Below are 18985 nucleotides of genomic sequence, written 5' to 3'. Positions count from 1 at the left end.
TTGCGGGGGATGCTCCAGGCCGTTCGGTAGGGCGACGCGAGGAGTGGACGGATGGGTTCCGTAGTAAAGGCCGGTCGGCGTGCGTGGTTTGCCGGTAGTTTCGCAGTTCCGCTGGTGATCGCGCTCGCGGGCGCCTCGGTTCCGGCGATGGCCGCCACTCAGGGGGCGGGCGCGGCGATCGCGCCCGGCTGGAGCAGCAGCAGGTGTCCGGAGCCGGACGCGAGGACGCTGCCGGCCAAGGCCCCCGGCAAGGCCGCGAAGGCCGCCAAGGCCAGGAAGGCGGCCAAGCCTGCGAACCCGTGCTCCGGGCCGAAGGGCGACCGGGGTCCCCAGGGGCCCAAGGGCGACCGGGGACCGCAGGGGCCCAAGGGTGACCGAGGGCAGCAGGGGCCGAAGGGTGACCGCGGGCCGCACGGTCCGCACGGGCCGTGCGAGGACATCGACACGACCCTGGGGCTGAGCGACACGGAGTTCAGCGCCGTGCTCCACCGGGGGAGGACCTTCCTGGGCGTACGGGGAACGGCGCCGGTCGGCTCGTACACCTGGAGGGACCTCACGACGCAGCTGAACCCGGGGCATCCGCGGAACGCGTGCGGGGTGTCGGTCGCCACCGTGGGCTTCACGGTGTACGTGAAGGTGCTGACGACCACGGGCGACGTCTTCGAGAACCAGTGCACGTACACGCCGGAGGCTGTGGTCACCTGCCCGTCGGGCTGGACGGCCATCATCAGGCCGTGAGCCGGTGCGGGTGCCGGTGCCGGCACCCGCTTCGGACCGGCTTACGCGGCCCAGTGGGCGGGGCGGACCAAGGTCGACGGGATCTTGGTCGCCGCGTCGCCCCGGGCCGCGCCCAGCTGGGGCTGGGTCAGGAAGAGGGCGCCGCGCAGGTCCGCCCCGCGCAGGTCGGCGTCGCGGAAGTCGGCGCCGATGACGTCGGCGAGGCGCAGGTCGGCGCCGCTGAGGTTCGCGGCGATCAGGTAGGCGCCGCGCAGGTTGGCGCCGCGCAGGTCCGCGCCTGCGAGGCGGGCGCCCATGAGGTCGGCGCCGCGGTGGTTCTTCTTGCGGGCCGGGGCCTTGGCGCGGGCCAGTTCGCTGGCGCGCAGGAGGTGCGTGTTGATGCGCTGCCGGAGGGCGCCGACGTCCAGGGTGGTGAGGGCGTCCGCGTCGGCCGCGGTCCACTGCGCGGTCTCGGCCTGCGCGCGGTGCAGGTCCGCGTGGACCGGGGCGGCCGCGGGGAGGGCGAGTGCCTCGGTGACGTAGAAGAGCAGCTCGTGCAGTTGCCGCAGCACCGGGAAGACCTCGTACATCGCCCCGGCCGTGCCGGGGTGCGTACGCCAGTCCCGGCCGCCGAAGGTCACCTGGGAGACCTGCTGGCCCGCGCCGAAGCAGTCGAAGACGGTGCAGCCCTGGAAGCCCTTGTCGCGCAGCCGGGTGTGGATGCCGCAGCGGAAGTCCTCCTGGAGGTTCTTGCAGGGGGTTCCGGCGGCCTTGTTCACGGCGAAGTCGTTGGACTTGGCGAAGGGCAGGGCGACGCAGCAGAGTGCGAAGCAGTTCGAGCAGTCTGCTTGCAGGACGGGGAGGACGGGGAGGTCAGGGGTGCCGGGTATGGCGGGTTTGGCGGACACCCCTCCATTGTGACCGGTCGGGGGCGCGCGGCCCGGTGAGGGGTTGATCGGGAGCGCGCGGGCGGTGAGCATCCCGTACATGACAGAAGTGATCGCAGTTGCCGTCATCACCCTCCTCGCCGTGATCAGTCCCGGCGCCGATTTCGCCATGGTCGTACGGAACAGCTGTCTGTACGGGCGGCCCACCGGGCTGTTCGCGGCGGCCGGGGTCGCGGCCGGGGTGCTGGTGCACGTCTCGTACACGATGCTCGGGGTCGGTCTGCTCATCGCCTCCTCCACGGCCCTGTTCACGGCGATCAAGCTGGCGGGCGCCGCGTACCTGGTGTGGATCGGGATACGGACCTTCCGGGCGCGGGCCGAGGTGAGCGTCGACCTGGCGTCCAAGCCGGAGCTGACGCGGCTGGGCGCGTTGCGGTCCGGGTTCCTGACCAATGTGCTCAATCCGAAGACCACGCTGTTCGTCGTGTCGACGTTCACGCAGGTCGTCGATCCGCAGACCCCGCTGTGGCAGCAGGCCGGGTACGGGCTGTTCATGTCGGCGGCGCACCTGGGCTGGTTCGGCGCGGTGGCGCTGTTCTTCTCGAACTCGCGGCTGCGCGACCGGATGCTGAAGGCGCAGAAGGCGTTGAACCGGGCGATCGGGTCGGTGCTGGTGGGGCTGGGCGTCGGGTTGGGCTTCGCCCGCTGAGCCCGCTGAGCCCGCTGAGCCCGCTGAGCCCGCTGAGCCCGCTGAGCCCGCGAGGTTCGGACCCGCCGGGTTCCCGGGGGCCTGGCGGGACGGGTTACCTGTCGGTAGCGTTCCGGCCATGGCGATCTCCGAGGCGTTCTACGAGCGGGTCGATGCCGGCCGGTTCCTGGCCACCGAGTACACGCGCGGGCCGTGGGATCCGGGCTCGCAGCATGCCGGGCCGCCGGCCGCGCTGCTCGGGCGGGCCGTGGAGGAGCGGGAGGGCGCCCGCGCGGACATGCGGATCGCGAGGATCACGTACGAGATCCTGCGGCCGGTGCCGATCGGCGCGCTGGAGGTCACCACCTCGGTGCTCCGGGCCGGCCGCAGCACCGAGGTGGTCGAGGCCGCCCTCGCCCCGGCCGGGGCCGCGCCGGTGATGCTCGCGCGGGCGCTGCGGATCCGGGTGGCCGGGGAGGCCGTACCGGGCGTGGCGCCGGGGCCGCAGCTGCCGCCGCCCGGGGAGGTGGGGCCGACTCCGTTCTTCCCGGTGCCGTGGGAGACCGGCTACCACTCGGCGATGGAGACCCGGTTCACCGAGGGCGCGTTCGTCGAGCTGGGGCCGGGCACCTGCTGGATGCGGATGAAGGTGCCGCTCGTCGCCGGGGAGGAGCCCAGGCCCCTGGACCGGGTGCTGGTCGCCGCGGACTCGGGCAACGGGATCAGCTCGGTGATGGACTTCGGCCGGTACGTGTTCGTCAACAGCGACCTGACCGTGCACCTGCACCGCCACCCGGTGGGCGAGTGGGCCTGCGTGGAGGCCCGTACGAGCGTGGACGCGGGCGGGATCGGGCTCGCCGACGCCCGGCTGCACGACGAGAAGGGGCCCATCGGGCGCAGCGCGCAGAGCCTGTTCGTCGCACCGCGTTCCTGACCCCGCAGGTGGGTTGACCCCGTGAAAGGGGTCAACCCACCTGCGGGGCACGGGAGTCCGTGTGGCAGGCTCGTGCCGGTGGAGGCCCTGAGAGACATCGACCCCGCCCGCATCGGGGCGCACGCGCTGCTGGCCCGGCTCGGTGCCGGGGGGATGGGGCAGGTGTACCTCGGGCGTTCGCCCGGCGGCCGCCTGGTGGCGGTGAAGGTGATCCGGGACGAGATCACCGGGCACCCGGAGGCCCTCGCCCGGTTCCGGCGGGAGGCCGAGACCGTACGGGCGGTGCGGTCGGCGTACACGGCGAACCTGATCGACGCCTCGCTGGCGGCGCCGCCGTTCTGGCTGGCGACGGAGTACGTGGCGGGGCCGACCCTCGCTCATGCCGTGGCGGAGCGCGGCGGTTTGCCCGCGGACACCTGCCGGCGGCTGTTCGCGGCCCTCGCTGAGGGGCTGGCGAGCGTCCACGCGTACGGGGTGACCCACCGGGACCTCAAGCCGCAGAACGTCATCCTGGGCGCGCAGGGTCCGCAGCTCATCGACTTCGGTATCGCCCGGGGGGTCGGGGAGACCGCGCTCACCCAGGACGGGCAGGCGCCGGGGACGCCGGGGTACACGGCGCCCGAGGTGCTGCTCGGGGCCGGGGCGGGGGCCGCCGCGGACGTCTTCGCGCTGGGCGCGACGCTCGCGTACGCGGCGACCGGGCGGCCGCCGTTCGGTACGGGCGTGGCGGCGACGGTGGGCTACCGGGCGGTGCACGAGCCGGTCGACGTGGCCGGGGTGGAGCCGGGGCTGGCGGCGCTGATCGAGGCGTGCGTGGCGAAGGACCCGGCGGCCCGGCCCGCTCCGGCGGAGGTGATCGCCCGGTGCGGGGTACGGGACGCGCTGATCGACGATCCGGTGTACCCGGGGCTGGGGGCGCTGGGCGAGGCCGTGCCGGTGCACGAGATGCGGACGCAGGGCCCGGGCCTGCCGCCTGGCTACACCCCGACCCAGTACGCGGCTGCGGTACCGGCGCGGCGCCGTGGGAGGGCGGGCGTGTGGGTGGCGGCCGGGGCCGCGCTGGCCCTGGTGGGGGCCGTGGCCGTGTGGAAGCTGCCGCTGGGCGGCGGGGGCGGCGAGGACGACCGGGCCGGCGCACGCAGCCCGAGTCCGAGCCGCAGCCAGAGCGAGAACGTGAGCCCGAGCCTTGCCGGCCAGACCAGCGGCAGCCCTGCGGCGCAGGCTCCGGCCGGTCCGCCCGTGTACATCCGGCAGACCGCGCCCAACCTGGACGACTACAACCCCGTCCAGCGGGCCTGCACCCGGCCCATGGAGGAAACACGGATCCTCGACTTCCAGAGCGCGTTGCCCAGGACCACCGACGACCCTCAGCTCAAGTCGGGCAAGGTGCAAATCGGCTTCCGGGTCAAGAACGCGCTCCCGGACGTGCCGCCGTACTACGTGGCCGTCGTCGTGAAGCCGCAGCACGAAGTCGACGAGAACGGCCGGTCCACGGCGGTGGCCGACAACCGCCAGCTCGGCTTCGTTGCCAAAGCCCAGGACCTGTACGAAGGTGACGAGTTGGAGTGGAAGTACGCCGTCTACCCGGACGACTTCTCCATGCAGCTCAACGGCAAGACCGTCAAGGCGCCTCCGCTCGCACAGGATCCCGGTGGGTGGACGGTGGTGTTCCGGCACGCCACGTCGGATACGGATCACAAGAGCTTCGACTGCGACGGATTCGACAGTGGGCCACAAAAGGGATGAATCCGACACGTCGCAGGGAATCCCGGTGAAAGACCGCGCGATGGGGGAGGGTTGACGGGTGCGCAGATTCTGGGTGATCGGCGGGATCGGCTTCGGGGCGTGTCTGTGCTTCGTGGCTCTCCTTGTGGTCGGCACGTACTCCGCCGCCGCGGGCATCGCGACCGGTGGTGGCCGCGCCGTCGGCCTCGCCAAGGGTGCCGTTCCCGGGAAGTACCAAGCCTTGGTGCAGAAGTGGGGCCTTCTCTGCCCGACCCTGTCTCCGGCCATCCTCGCCGCCCAGCTCTACTCGGAGAGCGGCTGGGACCCGGACATCGTGAGTCCGGCGGACGCGCGCGGCATCGCCCAGTTCATCCCCGGTACGTGGGCCACCCACGGAATCGACGGCGACGGCGACGGTGACCGCGACATCTGGGACCCCAACGATGCGATCCCTTCGGCGGCCTCCTATGACTGTGAGCTCGCCGGTTCGGTGCGCAACGTCCCGGGAGAGGCCGTCAGCAATATGCTCGCGGCCTACAATGCCGGTCCGGGAGCGGTGATCAAGCACCAGGGCGTGCCTCCGTACAACGAGACCCAGGGGTACGTGAAGGCCATCACGACCCTCGCGAAGAGCTTCGAGCGGCCCATCGGGCGGGTCGCGCCCTCGCAGCAGGCGGCCGGGGCCATCTACTTCGCGCAGAAGCAGTTGGGGACCCCGTACCTGTGGGGCGGGAACGGGACGCCGGATCAGGACGGGCGGTTCGACTGCTCGGGGCTGACCAAGGCCGCGTACGAGTCGGTGGGGATCGAGCTGCCGCGCGTCGCCAACGACCAGTACAACGCCGGGGCGCATCCGTCGCGCGACGAACTGCTCCCTGGCGACCTGGTGTTCTTCTCCGATGATCTGACGAACTCCCGGGCGATCCATCACGTCGGCCTCTACGTGGGCGGCGGATACATGATCAACGCCCCGTACACCGGTGCCGTGATCCGGTTCGACAAGATCGACACCCCGGACTACTTCGGGGCGACGCGTGTCACCAAGGACGGGGCCGCGGCCCTTCCCGACCGGAGCGCCGAGGCCAAGTCTTCCTAGTCGCGGCACCCTTGCCCACGCTGCGTTAACCCGAGGCCCTGAGCTGCGATGACGAGTCTCTCTTCGATAACGTTGCCGTGATCATTCCGTGGAGAGTGGAACGTGATGTCCAGAACGGGCGTTCCATGGACGCAGGCTTGATCAACGGGGGGGTTCAGGGGCGCACACCGGCGTGCGCCCGAGGGGAACCGAGCAAGGGCTAAGGGGCCGCATCGCCATGGCTGGACTCACAACCGGTGGGCCGAACGTGGACGTAAGCCTGCTGTACGACATCAACGGACTGGCGCGGCACGCCCCGGCCGCGGTCGACCGGGGCGTCGGCCTCGTCGGCTCGTACGGGATCCCGCTGGCCCTGGTGCTCCTCTTCCTGTGGTGCTGGCACGGTACGCGCCGGCAGGACGAGGCCACGGCCGCCGAGTCGTTCGCCGCCCTCGTATGGGCTCCGCTCGCCGCCGCGCTCGTCCTCCTCGTGAACGTCCCGCTGCGCGCGTTCGTCGCCCGGCCGCGGCCGTTCGCCGCGCACAGCGGCCTGGACGTGCTCGCCCCGTACTCCGGCCCCGGCGACTTCTCCTTCGTCAGCGGCCACGCCGGCCTCGCGATGGCCCTGGGCGTCGGCCTGTTCATCGCCAACCGCAGGCTCGGGCTCATCGGGATCGGGCTGGCCATCGCCGAGGGGCTCTGCCGGGTCTACCTCGGCGTCCACTACCCCACCGACGTCATCGGCGGCTTCGCGCTCGGCACCGCCGTCGTCCTGCTGCTCGCCCCGCTCGCGATGGCGCTGCTGACCCCGGTGGTGCGGGCGGTGGCCCGCTCGCCGCGCGCCGGCCGGCTGGTCCGGGCCAAGCGCCGGGCCCTGCCGCGCCCGGTGGACCTCGCGCAGCCGCCGGCCCCGCACGAGAGCGACCTCGCCGCGTAGCGGTCCCGGAATCCGGCTCACGGCCGCCCGTACGCGTCCCATACGGAGACCAGGACCGCCGCCAGCAGGCACAGGCCCGCCGCGCCGAAGCACAGGCGGACCGCCCTCGGCCGGTTGCGCGGGCTCACGGGTCGCCGCTCTCCGCGCCGTGGCCCTCCGGGTCCTCCTCGCGGCGGTACCGCGAGCGCAGCCACAAGCCGGTGGCCACGGCCGCCGTGGTGGTCGCCCCGATGGCCAGGGCCACGTCGGCCGGGCCGTCCGCCGAACCCGTCGGGCGGGCCGAGGCCGCGGCGGCGGGCGTGAGCGCGATGAGCAGGGCCCAGAGGAGGGCGGCGACGCGGGATGCGGGTCCTGGCATGCATCCAGGGCATCCGCTCCCGGAGGGCCCGGCCAGCCGGGCCGTCCGAACGGGCGACCCGCGGGCTGCCCGGTCAGGTGGTGGTGTGCCGGTCCGCGTCCCTGCGGGCCAGATCGCGCGAGCGGCGGGCCGGGCCTCTCCAGCCGCAGGTGCACCAGGCAAGACAGAAAGCCCCGCGTTCGGTGGTGCTCGTGGTGTGCCCGGTGTGCCCGGTGGGTGGCCGCTCCGTGGGACGGGAGTGCGGCGCGACGTCAAGCGGCGGGACAAGCGGCGCTTCGCTGTGCGAATCCACACCACCACGGTACCCGGACCGCGCAGGGCCCCGGGACCGAGGCGGCCGTGACGGGAAACCCCGGACCTCGTTAACCGGAGCGGGTGGGGGCCTCGGGCAAGCAGCGGTCATGCGTTGGGGGTTGGCAGGCGATGGTGGTGCACCAGCACAGGCGGCGGCGCGGGCGCGCGGGTGAGGTGGTGCTCGCCCTCTGCGCGGCCGCGATCCTGGCCGCGGCCAGTGGGTGTGCGGACGCGGCCAAGAGCGACGGCCGGCCCCCCGCCGACCCGGCCGCGACGGTACGGGGAGCCGCGGACCGGCTGGCCAAGACCGGCAGCGCGCAGGCCCGTACGGCCATGGAGATGGCCACGGGCGGGACCCGGGTCACGATCCGCGGCGAGGGCGGGGTCGACTTCAAGAACCGGATGGGCCAGCTCCTGGTGATGCTCCCGGCGGACGCGGCCGGCAAGGACGAGCACCGGCCCATCACCGAGCTGCTCGTCCCCGGGGCGCTGTACATGAAGAACAGGGGCGCCGGGGTGCCCGACGACAAGTGGGTGCGGGTCGACACGACGACCCTCGCCGACGGGAACCTCATCACGGGCGGGGCCACCGATCCGCTGGCCGCGGCCGAGCTGCTGCGCGGCGTACAGGAGGCGACGTACGTGGGCGAGGCCGAGGTGGCGGGCACCAAGGTGTGGCACTACCGCGGGACCACCGACATCGGCCAGGCCGCGAAGAACGCCTCACCTGCGGTCAAGGGGGCGTTGGAGGCGGCGGCGAAAGGGTTCAGCAAGGACGCGGTCCCGTTCGACGTCTACCTCGACGAGGAGGGCCGGCTGCGGAAGGTCCGGCACCGCTTCAGCTACGTCAACAATGGCGTGATCGATGTCTCCTCGACCACGCTGCTCTACGGGTTCGGGACGCCGGTGAAGGTCGTATTGCCCGCAAGCGGGGACATTTACGCCGGGAAGATCGCCGAATAGCCGGCCGGGCGGTGCCGGGTCGGCGCGACCGGGCCATGGCCCGGTATCCGGAAATGGTCCATCCGTGTCATGCGCACAGCGCCCCGTCCTCCCTACGCTGAGACGGCCCCTGACCGATGACGGCAGATCGAGGTGACACGCGTGACTCCCGCAGGCGGTACGACGGTGCAGGACCACGTGGCGCTCGCCGAGATCGAGCTGTGCGGCGAGCTGATCATCGCGGCGTCCGCGGCGGCCGAGGAGCGGCTCAGCCAGGACCGGATCGACGAGGTCCTGATGGGTCTCGGGCTGTAGCCGCCGCCGTACCGGTCAGGTGCGCAGCAGGCGGGCGATCGCCTTCGTCGCTTCCTCGACCTTGGCGTCGATCTCGGCCCCGCCCTTGACGGCCGCGTCGGCGACGCAGTGCCGCAGGTGCTCTTCGAGCAGCTGGAGCGCGAAGGACTGGAGGGCCTTCGTGCTCGCCGAGACCTGGGTGAGTATGTCGATGCAGTAGACGTCCTCGTCGACGAGCCGCTGCAGACCGCGGATCTGGCCCTCGATGCGGCGCAGCCGCTTGAGGTGCTCGTCCTTCTGGTGGTGGTAGCCGTGCACCACGCCGGTACCGGTACCGGTACCGATCGCCGTTTCCGTGCCGGTGGTGACGTCGGCTCCGGAGCCCTCCGCCTCGATGGCAGTCATGAGTCCTCCCGTGGTCCGGATCGAGGGATGCATACCCCTCATGGGTATAGGTTACCGGGCCCCGGACGGAGCGGCAGGGGCCCGTGGTCCTCACTCTGCCTGATGGAGGACACTGGGTAATCGCCCGGAACCGCCGGTTAGCCCTGGCCGGGGGATGCGCCTAGCATCAGCCTGACCGAATCCAATGCACCCCGAGGACCTCACGTGCGATTTCGTCTGACCCCCAGGGAGACGAGCTTCTACGACATGTTCGCCGCATCCGCGGACAACATCGTCACGGGCTCCAAGCTCCTGATGGAACTGCTCGGAGCGGACTCCTCCGCCCGGGCCGAGATCGCGGAGCGGATGCGGGCAGCCGAGCACGCGGGGGACGACGCCACCCACGCGATCTTCCACCAGCTGAACTCCTCCTTCATCACGCCGTTCGACCGCGAGGACATCTACAACCTGGCCTCGTCGCTCGACGACATCATGGACTTCATGGAGGAGGCCGTCGACCTGGTCGTCCTGTACCAGGTGGAGGAGCTCCCCAAGGGTGTCGAGCAGCAGATCGAGGTGCTGGCGCGGGCGGCCGAGCTGACCGCCGAGGCCATGCCGCACCTGCGGACGATGGACAACCTGACCGAGTACTGGATCGAGGTCAACCGCCTTGAGAACCAGGCCGACCAGATCCACCGCAAGCTGCTCGCACAGCTCTTCAACGGCAAGTACGACGCCATAGAGGTGCTGAAGCTCAAGCAGATCGTCGACGTGCTCGAAGAGGCGGCCGACGCGTTCGAGCACGTCGCGAACACGGTGGAGACCATCGCGGTCAAGGAGTCCTGAACCTCGTGGACACCTTCGCTCTGATCGTGACCATCGGTGTCGCGCTCGGTTTCACGTACACCAACGGTTTCCACGACTCGGCGAACGCGATCGCGACCTCGGTCTCGACCCGCGCGCTGACCCCGCGCGCCGCCCTCGCGATGGCCGCGGTGATGAACCTCGCCGGTGCCTTCCTGGGCAGCGGGGTCGCCAAGACGGTCAGCGAGGGGCTGATCGAGACGCCCCAGGGCAACCGGGGCATGTGGATCCTCTTCGCGGCGCTGGTCGGCGCGATCGTCTGGAACCTGATCACCTGGTACTTCGGGCTCCCCTCGTCCTCCTCGCACGCGCTGTTCGGCGGCATGGTCGGTGCGGCGCTGGCCGGCGGCACCGAGGTCATCTGGTCGGGTGTGGTCGACAAGGTCGTCATCCCGATGTTCGTCTCGCCGGTCGTCGGTCTGCTCGTCGGCTACCTGGTGATGGTCGCCATCCTGTGGATGTTCCGCCGGTCCAACCCGCACAAGGCCAAGCGCGGCTTCCGCATAGCGCAGACGGTGTCCGCGGCCGGCATGGCCCTCGGCCACGGCCTCCAGGACGCGCAGAAGACGATGGGCATCGTGATGATGGCCCTGACCATCGCGGAGCTGCAGACCGAAGGCTCCGAGATCCCGGTCTGGGTCAAGATCGTGTGTGCCGTGATGCTCTCGCTCGGCACGTACGCGGGCGGCTGGCGCATCATGCGGACCCTCGGCCGCAAGATCATCGAGCTGGACCCGCCGCAGGGCTTCGCCGCCGAGACCACCGGTGCCTCGATCATGTTCGGCTCGGCGTTCCTGTTCCACGCGCCGATCTCCACCACCCACGTGATCACCTCGGCGATCATGGGCGTGGGCGCGACCAAGCGGGTCAACGCGGTCCGCTGGGGTGTCGCCAAGAACATCGTGATGGGCTGGTTCATCACCATGCCGGCCGCGGCCCTGGTCGCCGCGCTCAGCTTCTGGATCGTGGACCTCGCCTTCGTCTGACGGCGGCGATCGGAAACGAAAGCGGGCCGGCTCCCCCCACCCAGGGGGAGCCGGCCCTTTTCTTTCGCCTTGCGGTGGCACCGCCATGCAGCACCGCAGGACGTTGTTCACATCCGGGCTTCGGTTTAGCCGAAGCGGCCCGAGATGTAGTCCTCGGTCGCCTGGACGGACGGGTTCGAGAAGATCCGGTCCGTGTCGTCGATCTCGATGAGCTTGCCGGGCTGGCCGACCGCCGAGAGGTTGAAGAACGCGGTGCGGTCGGAGACGCGGGCGGCCTGCTGCATGTTGTGCGTCACGATGACGATCGTGAAGCGCTCCTTGAGCTCGCCGATCAGGTCCTCGATCGCGAGGGTGGAGATCGGGTCCAGGGCCGAGCAGGGCTCGTCCATCAGCAGGACCTCCGGCTCGACCGCGATGGCGCGGGCGATGCACAGACGCTGCTGCTGGCCGCCGGAGAGGCCGGAGCCCGGCTTGTTCAGGCGGTCCTTGACCTCGTTCCAGAGGTTCGCGCCCTTCAGGGACCGCTCCACGATGTCCGTGAGCTCGGACTTCTTGAAGCTGCCGTTCAGACGCAGACCCGCCGCCACGTTGTCGTAGATCGACATGGTGGGGAAGGGGTTCGGACGCTGGAAGACCATGCCGACCGTGCGGCGGACCGCGACCGGGTCGACGCCGGCGCCGTACAGGTTCTCGTCGTCCAGGAGCACCTTGCCCTCGACGCGGCCACCGGGGGTGACCTCGTGCATGCGGTTCAGGGTGCGCAGGAAGGTGGACTTGCCGCAGCCGGACGGGCCGATGAAGGCGGTCACGGAGCGCGGCTCCACGGTCATCGAGATGTCATCGATGGCCTTGTGGGTGCCGTAGAAGGCGGACAGTCCGCTGACGTCGATTCGCTTCGCCATGAGGGGTCACTTCGCTTTCAGGGGGTCGCGTCAGCGACCGGTCTTCGGGGCCTTCCAGCGGGCGATGCCGCGGGCCACCAGATTGAGGATCATGACGAAGGCGATCAGGACGAGCGCTGCGGCCCATGCCCGGTCGTAGGAGGCGTCACTGCCGACCTTGTACTGCTCCCAGATGTACAGCGGGAGCGAGGACTGAGCACCTTCGAAGGGGTTCGGGTTGATCAGCTGGGTACCGAAGACCAGCAGCATGATCGGCGCGGTCTCACCGGCGATGCGGGCGACGGCCAGCATGACGCCGGTCGCGATGCCGCCGATGGCGGTGGGGAGCACGACCTTGAGGATCACGCGCCACTTCGGCACGCCGAGGGCGAGGGCCGCCTCGCGCAGCTCGTTCGGGACGAGCTTCAGCATCTCCTCGGTGGAGCGGACCACGACGGGCATCATCAGGATCGACAGGGCCATCGAGCCGGCGAAGCCGGAGGGGCCGAAGCCGAGCGCCAGGTTCCAGGTCGTGAGGATGAACAGACCCGCGACGATGGAGGGGATGCCGGTCATGACGTCGACGAAGAAGGTCACGGCCTTGGCGAGCGAGCCCTTGCCGTACTCGACCAGGTAGACGGCGGTCAGCAGGCCGATCGGCGCCGCGATCAGGGCGGCCAGGGCGACCTGCTCGATGGTGCCGAGCAGCGCGTGGTAGACGCCGCCGCCCTCCTCGAAGCTGGTGACGCCGTTCATCGAGTGGGTGAGGAAGTCGCCGGAGAGGGCCTTGATGCCGCGGCTGACGGTGGTCCAGATCAGCGAGAGCAGCGGGATGACCGCGAGGATGAAGCTGACCCACACGAGGGAGGTCGCGATGCGGTCCTTGGCCTGGCGGCGGTTCTCGACGATCGCGCTGGAGGTGTAGGTGATCGCGACGAACAGGATCGAGGCGATCAGGCCCCACTGGACCTTGCTGTGCAGGTCGGCGACGACGCCGATGCCGCAGCCGAGGGCGATCGAGAGGACCGCGGTGCCGGCCGGGGCCCAGCGGGGGAGGCCGCCTCGGGTGAGGCCGGCGGGAGCGGCGGACTTGCGGGCCGGGGCGGGCCGCTGGTCCTGGATTGCGTGGCTCATCAGGCGTTCGCCCCCGAGAAGTCCTTGCGGCGAGCGATGATCAGGCGAGCTGCACCGTTGACCAGCAGGGTGAGCAGGAAGAGGACCAGACCGGAGGCGATCAGCGCGTCGCGGCCGAACTCGTTGGCCTCGTCGAACTTCGCGGCGATGTTCTGTGCGAACGTGCCGCCGCCCGGGTCGAGGATGTGCCCGTTGATCAGGAAGCTCGGGGAGAGGACGGTCGCGACGGCCATGGTCTCGCCGAGGGCGCGGCCGAGGCCGAGCATCGAGGCGGAGATGACGCCGGAGCGGCCGAAGGGCAGCACCGACATGCGGATGACCTCCCAGCGGGTCGCGCCGAGGGCCAGGGCGGCCTCCTCGTTCATGCGCGGGACCTGCAGGAAGACCTCGCGGCTGACGCTGGTCACGATCGGCAGGATCATGATCGCGAGCAGGATGCCGACGGTGAAGAGCGAGCGGGCGACGCCGACCTGGGTCTTGTCGAAGACGTAGGTCCAGCCCATGTACTCGTCGAGCCAGAGGTTGAGGCCTGCGAGCTGCGGGACGAGGAAGAGCGCGCCCCAGATGCCGTAGATGATCGACGGCACGGCGGCCAGCAGGTCGACCACGTACGCGAGGGGCGCGGCCAGCTTGCGCGGCGCGTAGTGCGAGATGAAGAGGGCGATGCCGACAGAGATCGGAACCGCGATGGCCATCGCGATGATCGAGCTGACGACGGTGCCGAAGAGCAGGACGGCGATGCCGAAGACGGGCGGGTTGGCCGACGCGTTCCAGTCGAAGGTGGTGAGGAAGTTCCCCTCGTTCTTCGACAGTGCGATCGAGGCGCGGTAGGTGAGGAAGACGGCGATCGACGCCATGATCACCAGGAGCAGGATGCCGGAGCCCTTGGAGAGCCCGGCGAAGATCTTGTCACCGGCTCGGCCGGTGGACCTCGCGCTCTTGGAGACAGGCGGAGCCTGGTCTATCTGGGTGGGTGTGGTGGAAGCCATGATCTTTCCGGTCTGGGTGGGGGGAGGGCCCCCTGGCGGCGGTGCACCGGATCCCCTGGGTGGAGGGGAGGGTCCCCGGGTGCCGGGCAGTTCGGACGGGAACTGCCCGGCACCGGGGCTCAGTGATTAGGACAGCGAGTTGATGACTTCGCGGACCTTGGCGTTGATCTCGGCCGGGATCGGCGCGTAGCCGTTCTCGGAGAGGACCTTCTGGCCCGCGTCCGAGGCGGTGTAGTTCAGGAAGGACTTGACGGTCGGGAGCGTCTCGGCCTTGTTGCCCTTGTCGCAGACGACCTCGTAGGTCACCAGGACGATCGGGTAGGCACCCTCGGCCTTGGTGGTGTAGTCGAGCTTCAGCGCCAGGTCGGAGCCGGTGCCGGCGATCTTGGCGGCGGCGATGGCCTTGGAGGCGGTCTCGGAGGAGGCCTTGACCGGGGCGGCGGCGCCCGTGTTCAGGTCGACCGTCTTGATGCCCTGGGCGCTGGCGTAGGAGAGCTCGAAGTAGCCGATCGAGCCGTCCACCTGCTTGACCTGGGTGGCGACACCCGCGGAACCGGTGGCGCCGAGGCCGCCCGGGGCCGGCCACTTCTTCGCGGCTTCGTACGTCCAGGCCTCGGGAGCGGCGGCCTTGAGGTACTTGCCGAGGTTCTCGGTGGTGCCCGAGTCCTCAGAGCGGTGGAAGTGCTGGATGGCGGTGGAAGGAAGCGTGACGCCGGGGTTCAGCTTCTTGATCGCCTCGTCGTCCCACTTCTTGATCTTGTCGTTGAAGATGTTGGCGATCGTGGTGGCGTCGAGGTTCAGCTTGTCCACGCCGGCGACGTTGAAGCCGAGGGCGATCGGGCCGCCGACCATCGGAAGGTCGATGCCCTGACCGCCGGTGCAGACCTTCTTCGACTCCTCCACGGCCTCGGGCTTCAGCGCGGAGTCCGAGCCCGCGAAACCGACGGTGCCCTGGTTGAAGGCGACGATGCCCTCACCGGAGGAGGAGGACTTGTAGTTGACCTCGACGCCCGAGCAGGCGGCCATGTAGTTCTTGACCCACAGGTCCACGGCGTTCTTCTGGGCGGAGGAGCCGGAGGCCAGGAGCTTGCCCTTGGCGCCATCGCACTTGATGTCGCCCGCGGCGGCGGCCGACGGCTTGCCGCTGGCGGCGCCGCCATCCTTCGTGTTGTTGTCCGAGCCGCACGCCGTGAGGACCAGGGCGCCGGACACGACAAGCGCCCCGAGGGCGGAGGCACGAAGCATGTTCTTGCGCTGAAGCTTCACTTTTCGGGTGTTCCTTCCAGAAGCCGCCGGCCGCTTTCTGCATCGGGGCGGCGTGCGAAGAGGACTACGTCGGATTGCACGGCGTGTCATTCGATCTGGTGGGCGACTCGCTCCGTGCACCACTGAAATTAGGCAGATCAGGTGAAGTGGCCGACCGGGGCAAGTGAACGGACGGTGAACCGTGGCGGACGGCCTGGTGTGGATGGTCGGGTTTGCTCCGGAGTGTCATCCGCCGTTGTCCCGTCGTTACCGTTATGTGACCCCGTCGGGGTGGTTCCCCGGGTCCGGCGCGGACCCGGGGGTGGCTGAATCTTTTCGGTCGCCGCCCGGTCAGGGGGCGGCGACCGTCACGGGCTGCCACAGGCCCTGGAAGGTGAACCGGGCCGCTTCCACCTCGTGCCGCTGGTCGGCGTGGAGCACGCCCAGGGCGTACGCCGTCGCCGGGGCGATGCGCGGGGTGCGGGCCGCCGTCGCCGAGGCGGCCGCGGCCTCGGCGGCGTCGCGGTGGCGGTCCAGGGCCTCCCCGGCCGCCGCCAGCCGGGCCACGTCCTCGCCCAGGGCCTCCCGGGCGTAGCGGTGGACCCGCAGCAGCCGGCGTACCTCGTGCCAGGAGCCGTCGTGGTCGGCGTTGTACGGCTGGGCCTCGGCGGCGTGCGGCAGCGCCGAGACGGCCGCCGCCAGCCGGGTGTGGGCCACCTCCGCCAGCGGGATCAGGACCTCGTCCACCCGCCCGCGGGCCGCGACCGGGTCCAGCGGCACCTCGGAGGCCAGTACGGCCACGGCGTCCGCGACCGCGTGGAACCGGGACGAGCCCAGCGCCTGCAGGGTCGCCGAGTGGGCGCGGGTCCGGGCCAGCGTGAGCTGCCGCTCCAGCAGGGCGCCGGCGCGCGCCGAGCCCACCGTGAGCGAGCCCGCGGCTCCCCGGGGTGCGGGCACCTCCGGGGAGCCCGAGAGCCGGTGCAGCGCGTCCAGCAGCCGGGTCAGCCGGGCGGCGTACGCGTGCTCGTCCGCCAGGGTCGAGGACAGCCACACCAGCTCGGTGCGCAGCCCGTCGGCCCAGGAGGACTCGGTCACCACTCGGAAGGTGGACAGGGACCCGCTGATGCGGCGCGCAGCCCCCCGCAGGCTGCGCGCCGCATCGCTGCCCTCCGCGGCGTCGGCCCCGCTCTCCTCGTGGAGGCGCAGCCCGCGCAGGAAGGCGGTGGCCTGGGCCCGCAGGTACGTGCCGAGCACGTCACCCGCGGAGCCCTCTCCACGTGCTGTCAGGTCATGGTTTGGCAGAGCCACGCCGGCGCCTCCGGGCGTCTATGAGCATCTCCTGAACGTGCCGCAGCGGCTGGCCTTCGTGGTCCGTGCTGTGCCGGGTCCATTCGCCGTCCGGGCCCAGGTGCCAGGAGGAGGTGGCGTCGGACATGCCGGTCTCCAGCATCCGGTCCAGTGCCGCGCGGTGGGCCGGGTCGGCGACCCTGACCAGTGCCTCGATGCGGCGGTCGAGGTTGCGGTGCATCATGTCGGCGCTGCCGATCCACACCTCGGGCTCGCCGCCGTTGCCGAAGGCGAAGACCCGGGAGTGTTCCAGGAAGCGGCCGAGGATCGAACGGACCCGGATGTTGTCCGAGAGCCCGGGGACCCCGGGGCGCACGGCGCAGATGCCGCGGACCCAGATGTCGACGGGCACTCCCGCCTGGGAGGCCCGGTAGAGCGAGTCGATGAGCGCCTCGTCGACGATCGAGTTCATCTTGAGGCGCACGTACGCGGGGCGGCCGGCCCGGTGGTGGGCGGCCTCCTTGTCGATCCGCGCGATCAGGCCGTCGCGCAGCGAGCGCGGGGCGACGATGAGGCGGCGGTAGGTCTCGCGGCGCGAGTAGCCGGACAGCCGGTTGAAGAGGTCGGAGAGGTCCGCGCCGACCTGCGGGTCGGCGGTGAGCAGGCCGAGGTCCTCGTACAGGCGGGCGGTCTTGGGGTGGTAGTTGCCGGTTCCGACGTGGGAGTAGCGGCGCAGCGTGTCGCCCTCCTGGCGGACCACGAGCGACAGCTTGCAGTGGGTCTTGAGGCCCACCAGGCCGTACACGACGTGGCAGCCGGACTCCTCCAGCTTGCGGGCCCATTTGATGTTGGCCTGCTCGTCGAAGCGGGCCTTGATCTCGACGAGTACGAGGACCTGCTTGCCGGATTCCGCGGCGTCGATCAGGGCGTCCACGATCGGGGAGTCGCCGGAGGTCCGGTACAGCGTCTGCTTGATCGCGAGGACGTCCGGGTCGGCGGCGGCCTGCTCCAGGAAGGCCTGCACCGAGGTGGAGAAGGAGTCGTACGGGTGGTGCAGCAGCACGTCCCGTTCGCGCAGCGCCGCGAAGATGTCGGGCGCGGAAGCGGACTCGACCTCGGCGAGGTCGCGGTGGGTGCCGGCGACGAACTTGGGGTACTTCAGCTCGGGCCGGTCCAGGGAGGCGATGCCGAAGAGGCTGGTCAGGTCCAGCGGGCCGGGCAGCGGGTAGACCTCGGCGGCGGAGACGTTCAGCTCCTGTACGAGCAGGTCCAGGACGGCGGGGTCGATGGACTCCTCGACCTCCAGGCGCACGGGCGGGCCGAAGCGGCGCCGCATGAGCTCCTTCTCCAGGGCCTGGAGCAGGTTCTCCGCGTCGTCCTCCTCGACCTCCAGGTCCTCGTTGCGGGTCACCCGGAACATGTGGTGGTCGAGGACCTCCATGCCGGGGAAGAGCTCCTCCAGGTGCGCGGCGATGACGTCCTCGAGGGGGACGTAGCGGTGCGGGGAGGCCTCCAGGAAGCGGGAGAGCAGCGGCGGGACCTTGACGCGCGCGAAGTGGCGGTGGCCGCTGACGGGGTTGCGGACGACGACCGCGAGGTTCAGCGAGAGCCCGGAGATGTACGGGAAGGGGTGCGCGGGGTCCACGGCCAGCGGAGTGAGCACCGGGAAGATCTGGTTCCGGAACAGCGTGAAGAGGCGGGCCTGCTCCTTCTCGGTGAGGTCCGGCCAGCGGATGAGGTGGATGCCCTCTTCGGCGAGCTGGGGGGAGATGTCCTGCTGGAAGCAGGCGGCGTGCCGGGCCATGAGCTCGCGCGAGCGGGTCCAGATCAGGTCCAGCACTTCACGGGGCTGGAGGCCTGAGGCCGAACGGGTGGCGACGCCGGTCGCGATGCGCCGCTTGAGGCCGGCGACGCGGACCATGAAGAACTCGTCGAGGTTGCTCGCGAAGATCGCCAGGAAGTTGGCGCGCTCCAGGAGCGGGGTCGCCGGGTCCTCGGCCAGCTCCAGGACCCGCTCGTTGAAGGCCAGCCAGCTGCGCTCGCGGTCGAGGAAGCGCCCTGCGGGCAGCTCGTCGCCGTCCGTGCCGTCGTAGGCGTCCAGGTCGGCGTCGAGATCGGGCGCGAGGCCGGGCTCGATGCCGGAGCGCGGGCGGTGCGCGGCTATGGAGCCGATCCGCGCGGGCTTGGCCGCCGGGCCGGGGGCGGCCGGGGAGGCTTCGGCGGACGTCTGAGACGGGTGCTGGGCAGGAACCTCGGCGGGGCCTGCGCTGGGCTGGGGGCTCATGACTCCATTGTTCCGCGCAGGCGGCAGGACAGGCGCGTCGGACGGGGTCGCCGTCAGTCGGAGTCGGGGCTGCATGCGGG

General features: G+C 70.9%; 19 protein-coding genes. 10 read left to right on the top strand and 9 right to left on the bottom strand.

From position 1 onward, the window contains the following. The first annotated feature begins 114 nt into the window (after positions 1-114). A complete protein-coding gene (locus ACIQU4_RS14720; protein WP_403729540.1) occupies positions 115-738 on the top strand; it encodes a hypothetical protein in 624 nt (207 codons plus the stop codon). Between the two features lie 41 nt (positions 739-779). Here ACIQU4_RS14720 and ACIQU4_RS14715 read toward each other — a convergent pair whose 3' ends face one another. Beyond that, positions 780-1625 (bottom strand): pentapeptide repeat-containing protein, encoded by an 846-nt coding sequence (locus tag ACIQU4_RS14715; protein WP_403729537.1) that lies wholly within the window; start codon positions 1623-1625, stop codon positions 780-782. A 79-nt stretch (positions 1626-1704) separates the two neighbouring features. Here ACIQU4_RS14715 and ACIQU4_RS14710 point away from each other — a divergent pair, with 79 nt between their 5' ends. The 5 genes from ACIQU4_RS14710 (at position 1705) to ACIQU4_RS14690 (ending at position 6963) form a co-directional block, all read left to right on the top strand. Further along, positions 1705-2313: a LysE family translocator gene (locus tag ACIQU4_RS14710; RefSeq protein ID WP_403729534.1), complete on the top strand. Its 609-nt coding sequence runs from the start codon at positions 1705-1707 to the stop codon at positions 2311-2313. Positions 2314-2431: 118 nt separating this feature from the next. Continuing rightward, positions 2432-3226, top strand: a complete 795-nt coding sequence (locus ACIQU4_RS14705) for a thioesterase family protein (RefSeq protein ID WP_403729532.1) — start codon at positions 2432-2434, stop codon at positions 3224-3226. A gap of 78 nt (positions 3227-3304) precedes the next feature. After that, positions 3305-4972 (top strand): serine/threonine-protein kinase, encoded by a 1668-nt coding sequence (locus tag ACIQU4_RS14700; protein WP_403729529.1) that lies wholly within the window; start codon positions 3305-3307, stop codon positions 4970-4972. 73 nt (positions 4973-5045) lie between these two features. After that, on the top strand, positions 5046-6047 hold the full coding sequence (locus tag ACIQU4_RS14695; RefSeq protein ID WP_403729654.1) for an NlpC/P60 family protein: 1002 nt from the start codon (positions 5046-5048) through the stop codon (positions 6045-6047). Positions 6048-6264: 217 nt separating this feature from the next. Next, entirely contained in the window at positions 6265-6963 is a 699-nt protein-coding gene (locus ACIQU4_RS14690) for a phosphatase PAP2 family protein (RefSeq protein ID WP_403729526.1), read from the top strand. 124 nt (positions 6964-7087) lie between these two features. On the opposite strand, the gene ACIQU4_RS14685 is transcribed toward ACIQU4_RS14690, so the two are convergent. Next, positions 7088-7321 carry a hypothetical protein gene (locus ACIQU4_RS14685; RefSeq protein WP_403729523.1) on the bottom strand — a complete coding sequence of 78 codons (234 nt, stop codon included), beginning with the start codon at positions 7319-7321 and terminating at the stop codon, positions 7088-7090. A 423-nt stretch (positions 7322-7744) separates the two neighbouring features. Here ACIQU4_RS14685 and ACIQU4_RS14680 point away from each other — a divergent pair, with 423 nt between their 5' ends. Both ACIQU4_RS14680 and ACIQU4_RS14675 read left to right on the top strand, forming a co-directional pair. Beyond that, positions 7745-8578: a hypothetical protein gene (locus ACIQU4_RS14680; protein ID WP_403729520.1), complete on the top strand. Its 834-nt coding sequence runs from the start codon at positions 7745-7747 to the stop codon at positions 8576-8578. Between the two features lie 141 nt (positions 8579-8719). Beyond that, positions 8720-8872: a hypothetical protein gene (locus tag ACIQU4_RS14675; protein ID WP_403729657.1), complete on the top strand. Its 153-nt coding sequence runs from the start codon at positions 8720-8722 to the stop codon at positions 8870-8872. 15 nt (positions 8873-8887) lie between these two features. Here ACIQU4_RS14675 and ACIQU4_RS14670 read toward each other — a convergent pair whose 3' ends face one another. After that, positions 8888-9256, bottom strand: a complete 369-nt coding sequence (locus tag ACIQU4_RS14670) for a metal-sensitive transcriptional regulator (protein WP_403729517.1) — start codon at positions 9254-9256, stop codon at positions 8888-8890. 204 nt (positions 9257-9460) lie between these two features. Here ACIQU4_RS14670 and ACIQU4_RS14665 point away from each other — a divergent pair, with 204 nt between their 5' ends. Beyond that, positions 9461-10081 (top strand): DUF47 domain-containing protein, encoded by a 621-nt coding sequence (locus ACIQU4_RS14665; RefSeq protein WP_030157116.1) that lies wholly within the window; start codon positions 9461-9463, stop codon positions 10079-10081. Between the two features lie 5 nt (positions 10082-10086). Continuing rightward, on the top strand, positions 10087-11085 hold the full coding sequence (locus ACIQU4_RS14660; RefSeq protein ID WP_403729515.1) for an anion permease: 999 nt from the start codon (positions 10087-10089) through the stop codon (positions 11083-11085). Between the two features lie 125 nt (positions 11086-11210). Here ACIQU4_RS14660 and pstB read toward each other — a convergent pair whose 3' ends face one another. From pstB to ACIQU4_RS14630, 6 genes are all read right to left on the bottom strand, one after another. Next, complete coding sequence (pstB, locus tag ACIQU4_RS14655) at positions 11211-11987, bottom strand: phosphate ABC transporter ATP-binding protein PstB (RefSeq protein WP_403729512.1); 777 nt, start codon at positions 11985-11987, stop codon at positions 11211-11213. A gap of 30 nt (positions 11988-12017) precedes the next feature. Further along, positions 12018-13100 (bottom strand): phosphate ABC transporter permease PstA, encoded by a 1083-nt coding sequence (gene pstA / locus ACIQU4_RS14650; protein WP_403729509.1) that lies wholly within the window; start codon positions 13098-13100, stop codon positions 12018-12020. Continuing rightward, the gene (pstC, locus tag ACIQU4_RS14645) at positions 13100-14089 is read right to left on the bottom strand and encodes a phosphate ABC transporter permease subunit PstC (RefSeq protein ID WP_403729506.1); all 990 of its coding nucleotides are present in this window, start codon (positions 14087-14089) and stop codon (positions 13100-13102) included. Before pstC ends, pstA begins: the two co-directional genes overlap by 1 nt. A gap of 126 nt (positions 14090-14215) precedes the next feature. Then, on the bottom strand, positions 14216-15355 hold the full coding sequence (gene pstS / locus ACIQU4_RS14640) for a phosphate ABC transporter substrate-binding protein PstS (RefSeq protein ID WP_403729503.1): 1140 nt from the start codon (positions 15353-15355) through the stop codon (positions 14216-14218). 330 nt (positions 15356-15685) lie between these two features. Next, complete coding sequence (locus tag ACIQU4_RS14635; protein WP_403729501.1) at positions 15686-16642, bottom strand: CHAD domain-containing protein; 957 nt, start codon at positions 16640-16642, stop codon at positions 15686-15688. Beyond that, positions 16623-18905 carry an RNA degradosome polyphosphate kinase gene (locus ACIQU4_RS14630; RefSeq protein WP_403729498.1) on the bottom strand — a complete coding sequence of 761 codons (2283 nt, stop codon included), beginning with the start codon at positions 18903-18905 and terminating at the stop codon, positions 16623-16625. The genes ACIQU4_RS14635 and ACIQU4_RS14630 overlap by 20 nt, the downstream gene beginning before the upstream one ends. Positions 18906-18985 lie beyond the last annotated feature (80 nt).

The organism is Streptomyces sp. NPDC090741, assembly GCF_044769045.1.
Lineage (GTDB): Bacteria > Actinomycetota > Actinomycetes > Streptomycetales > Streptomycetaceae > Streptomyces.
This window is presented reverse-complemented; position numbering and strand designations above follow the sequence as displayed.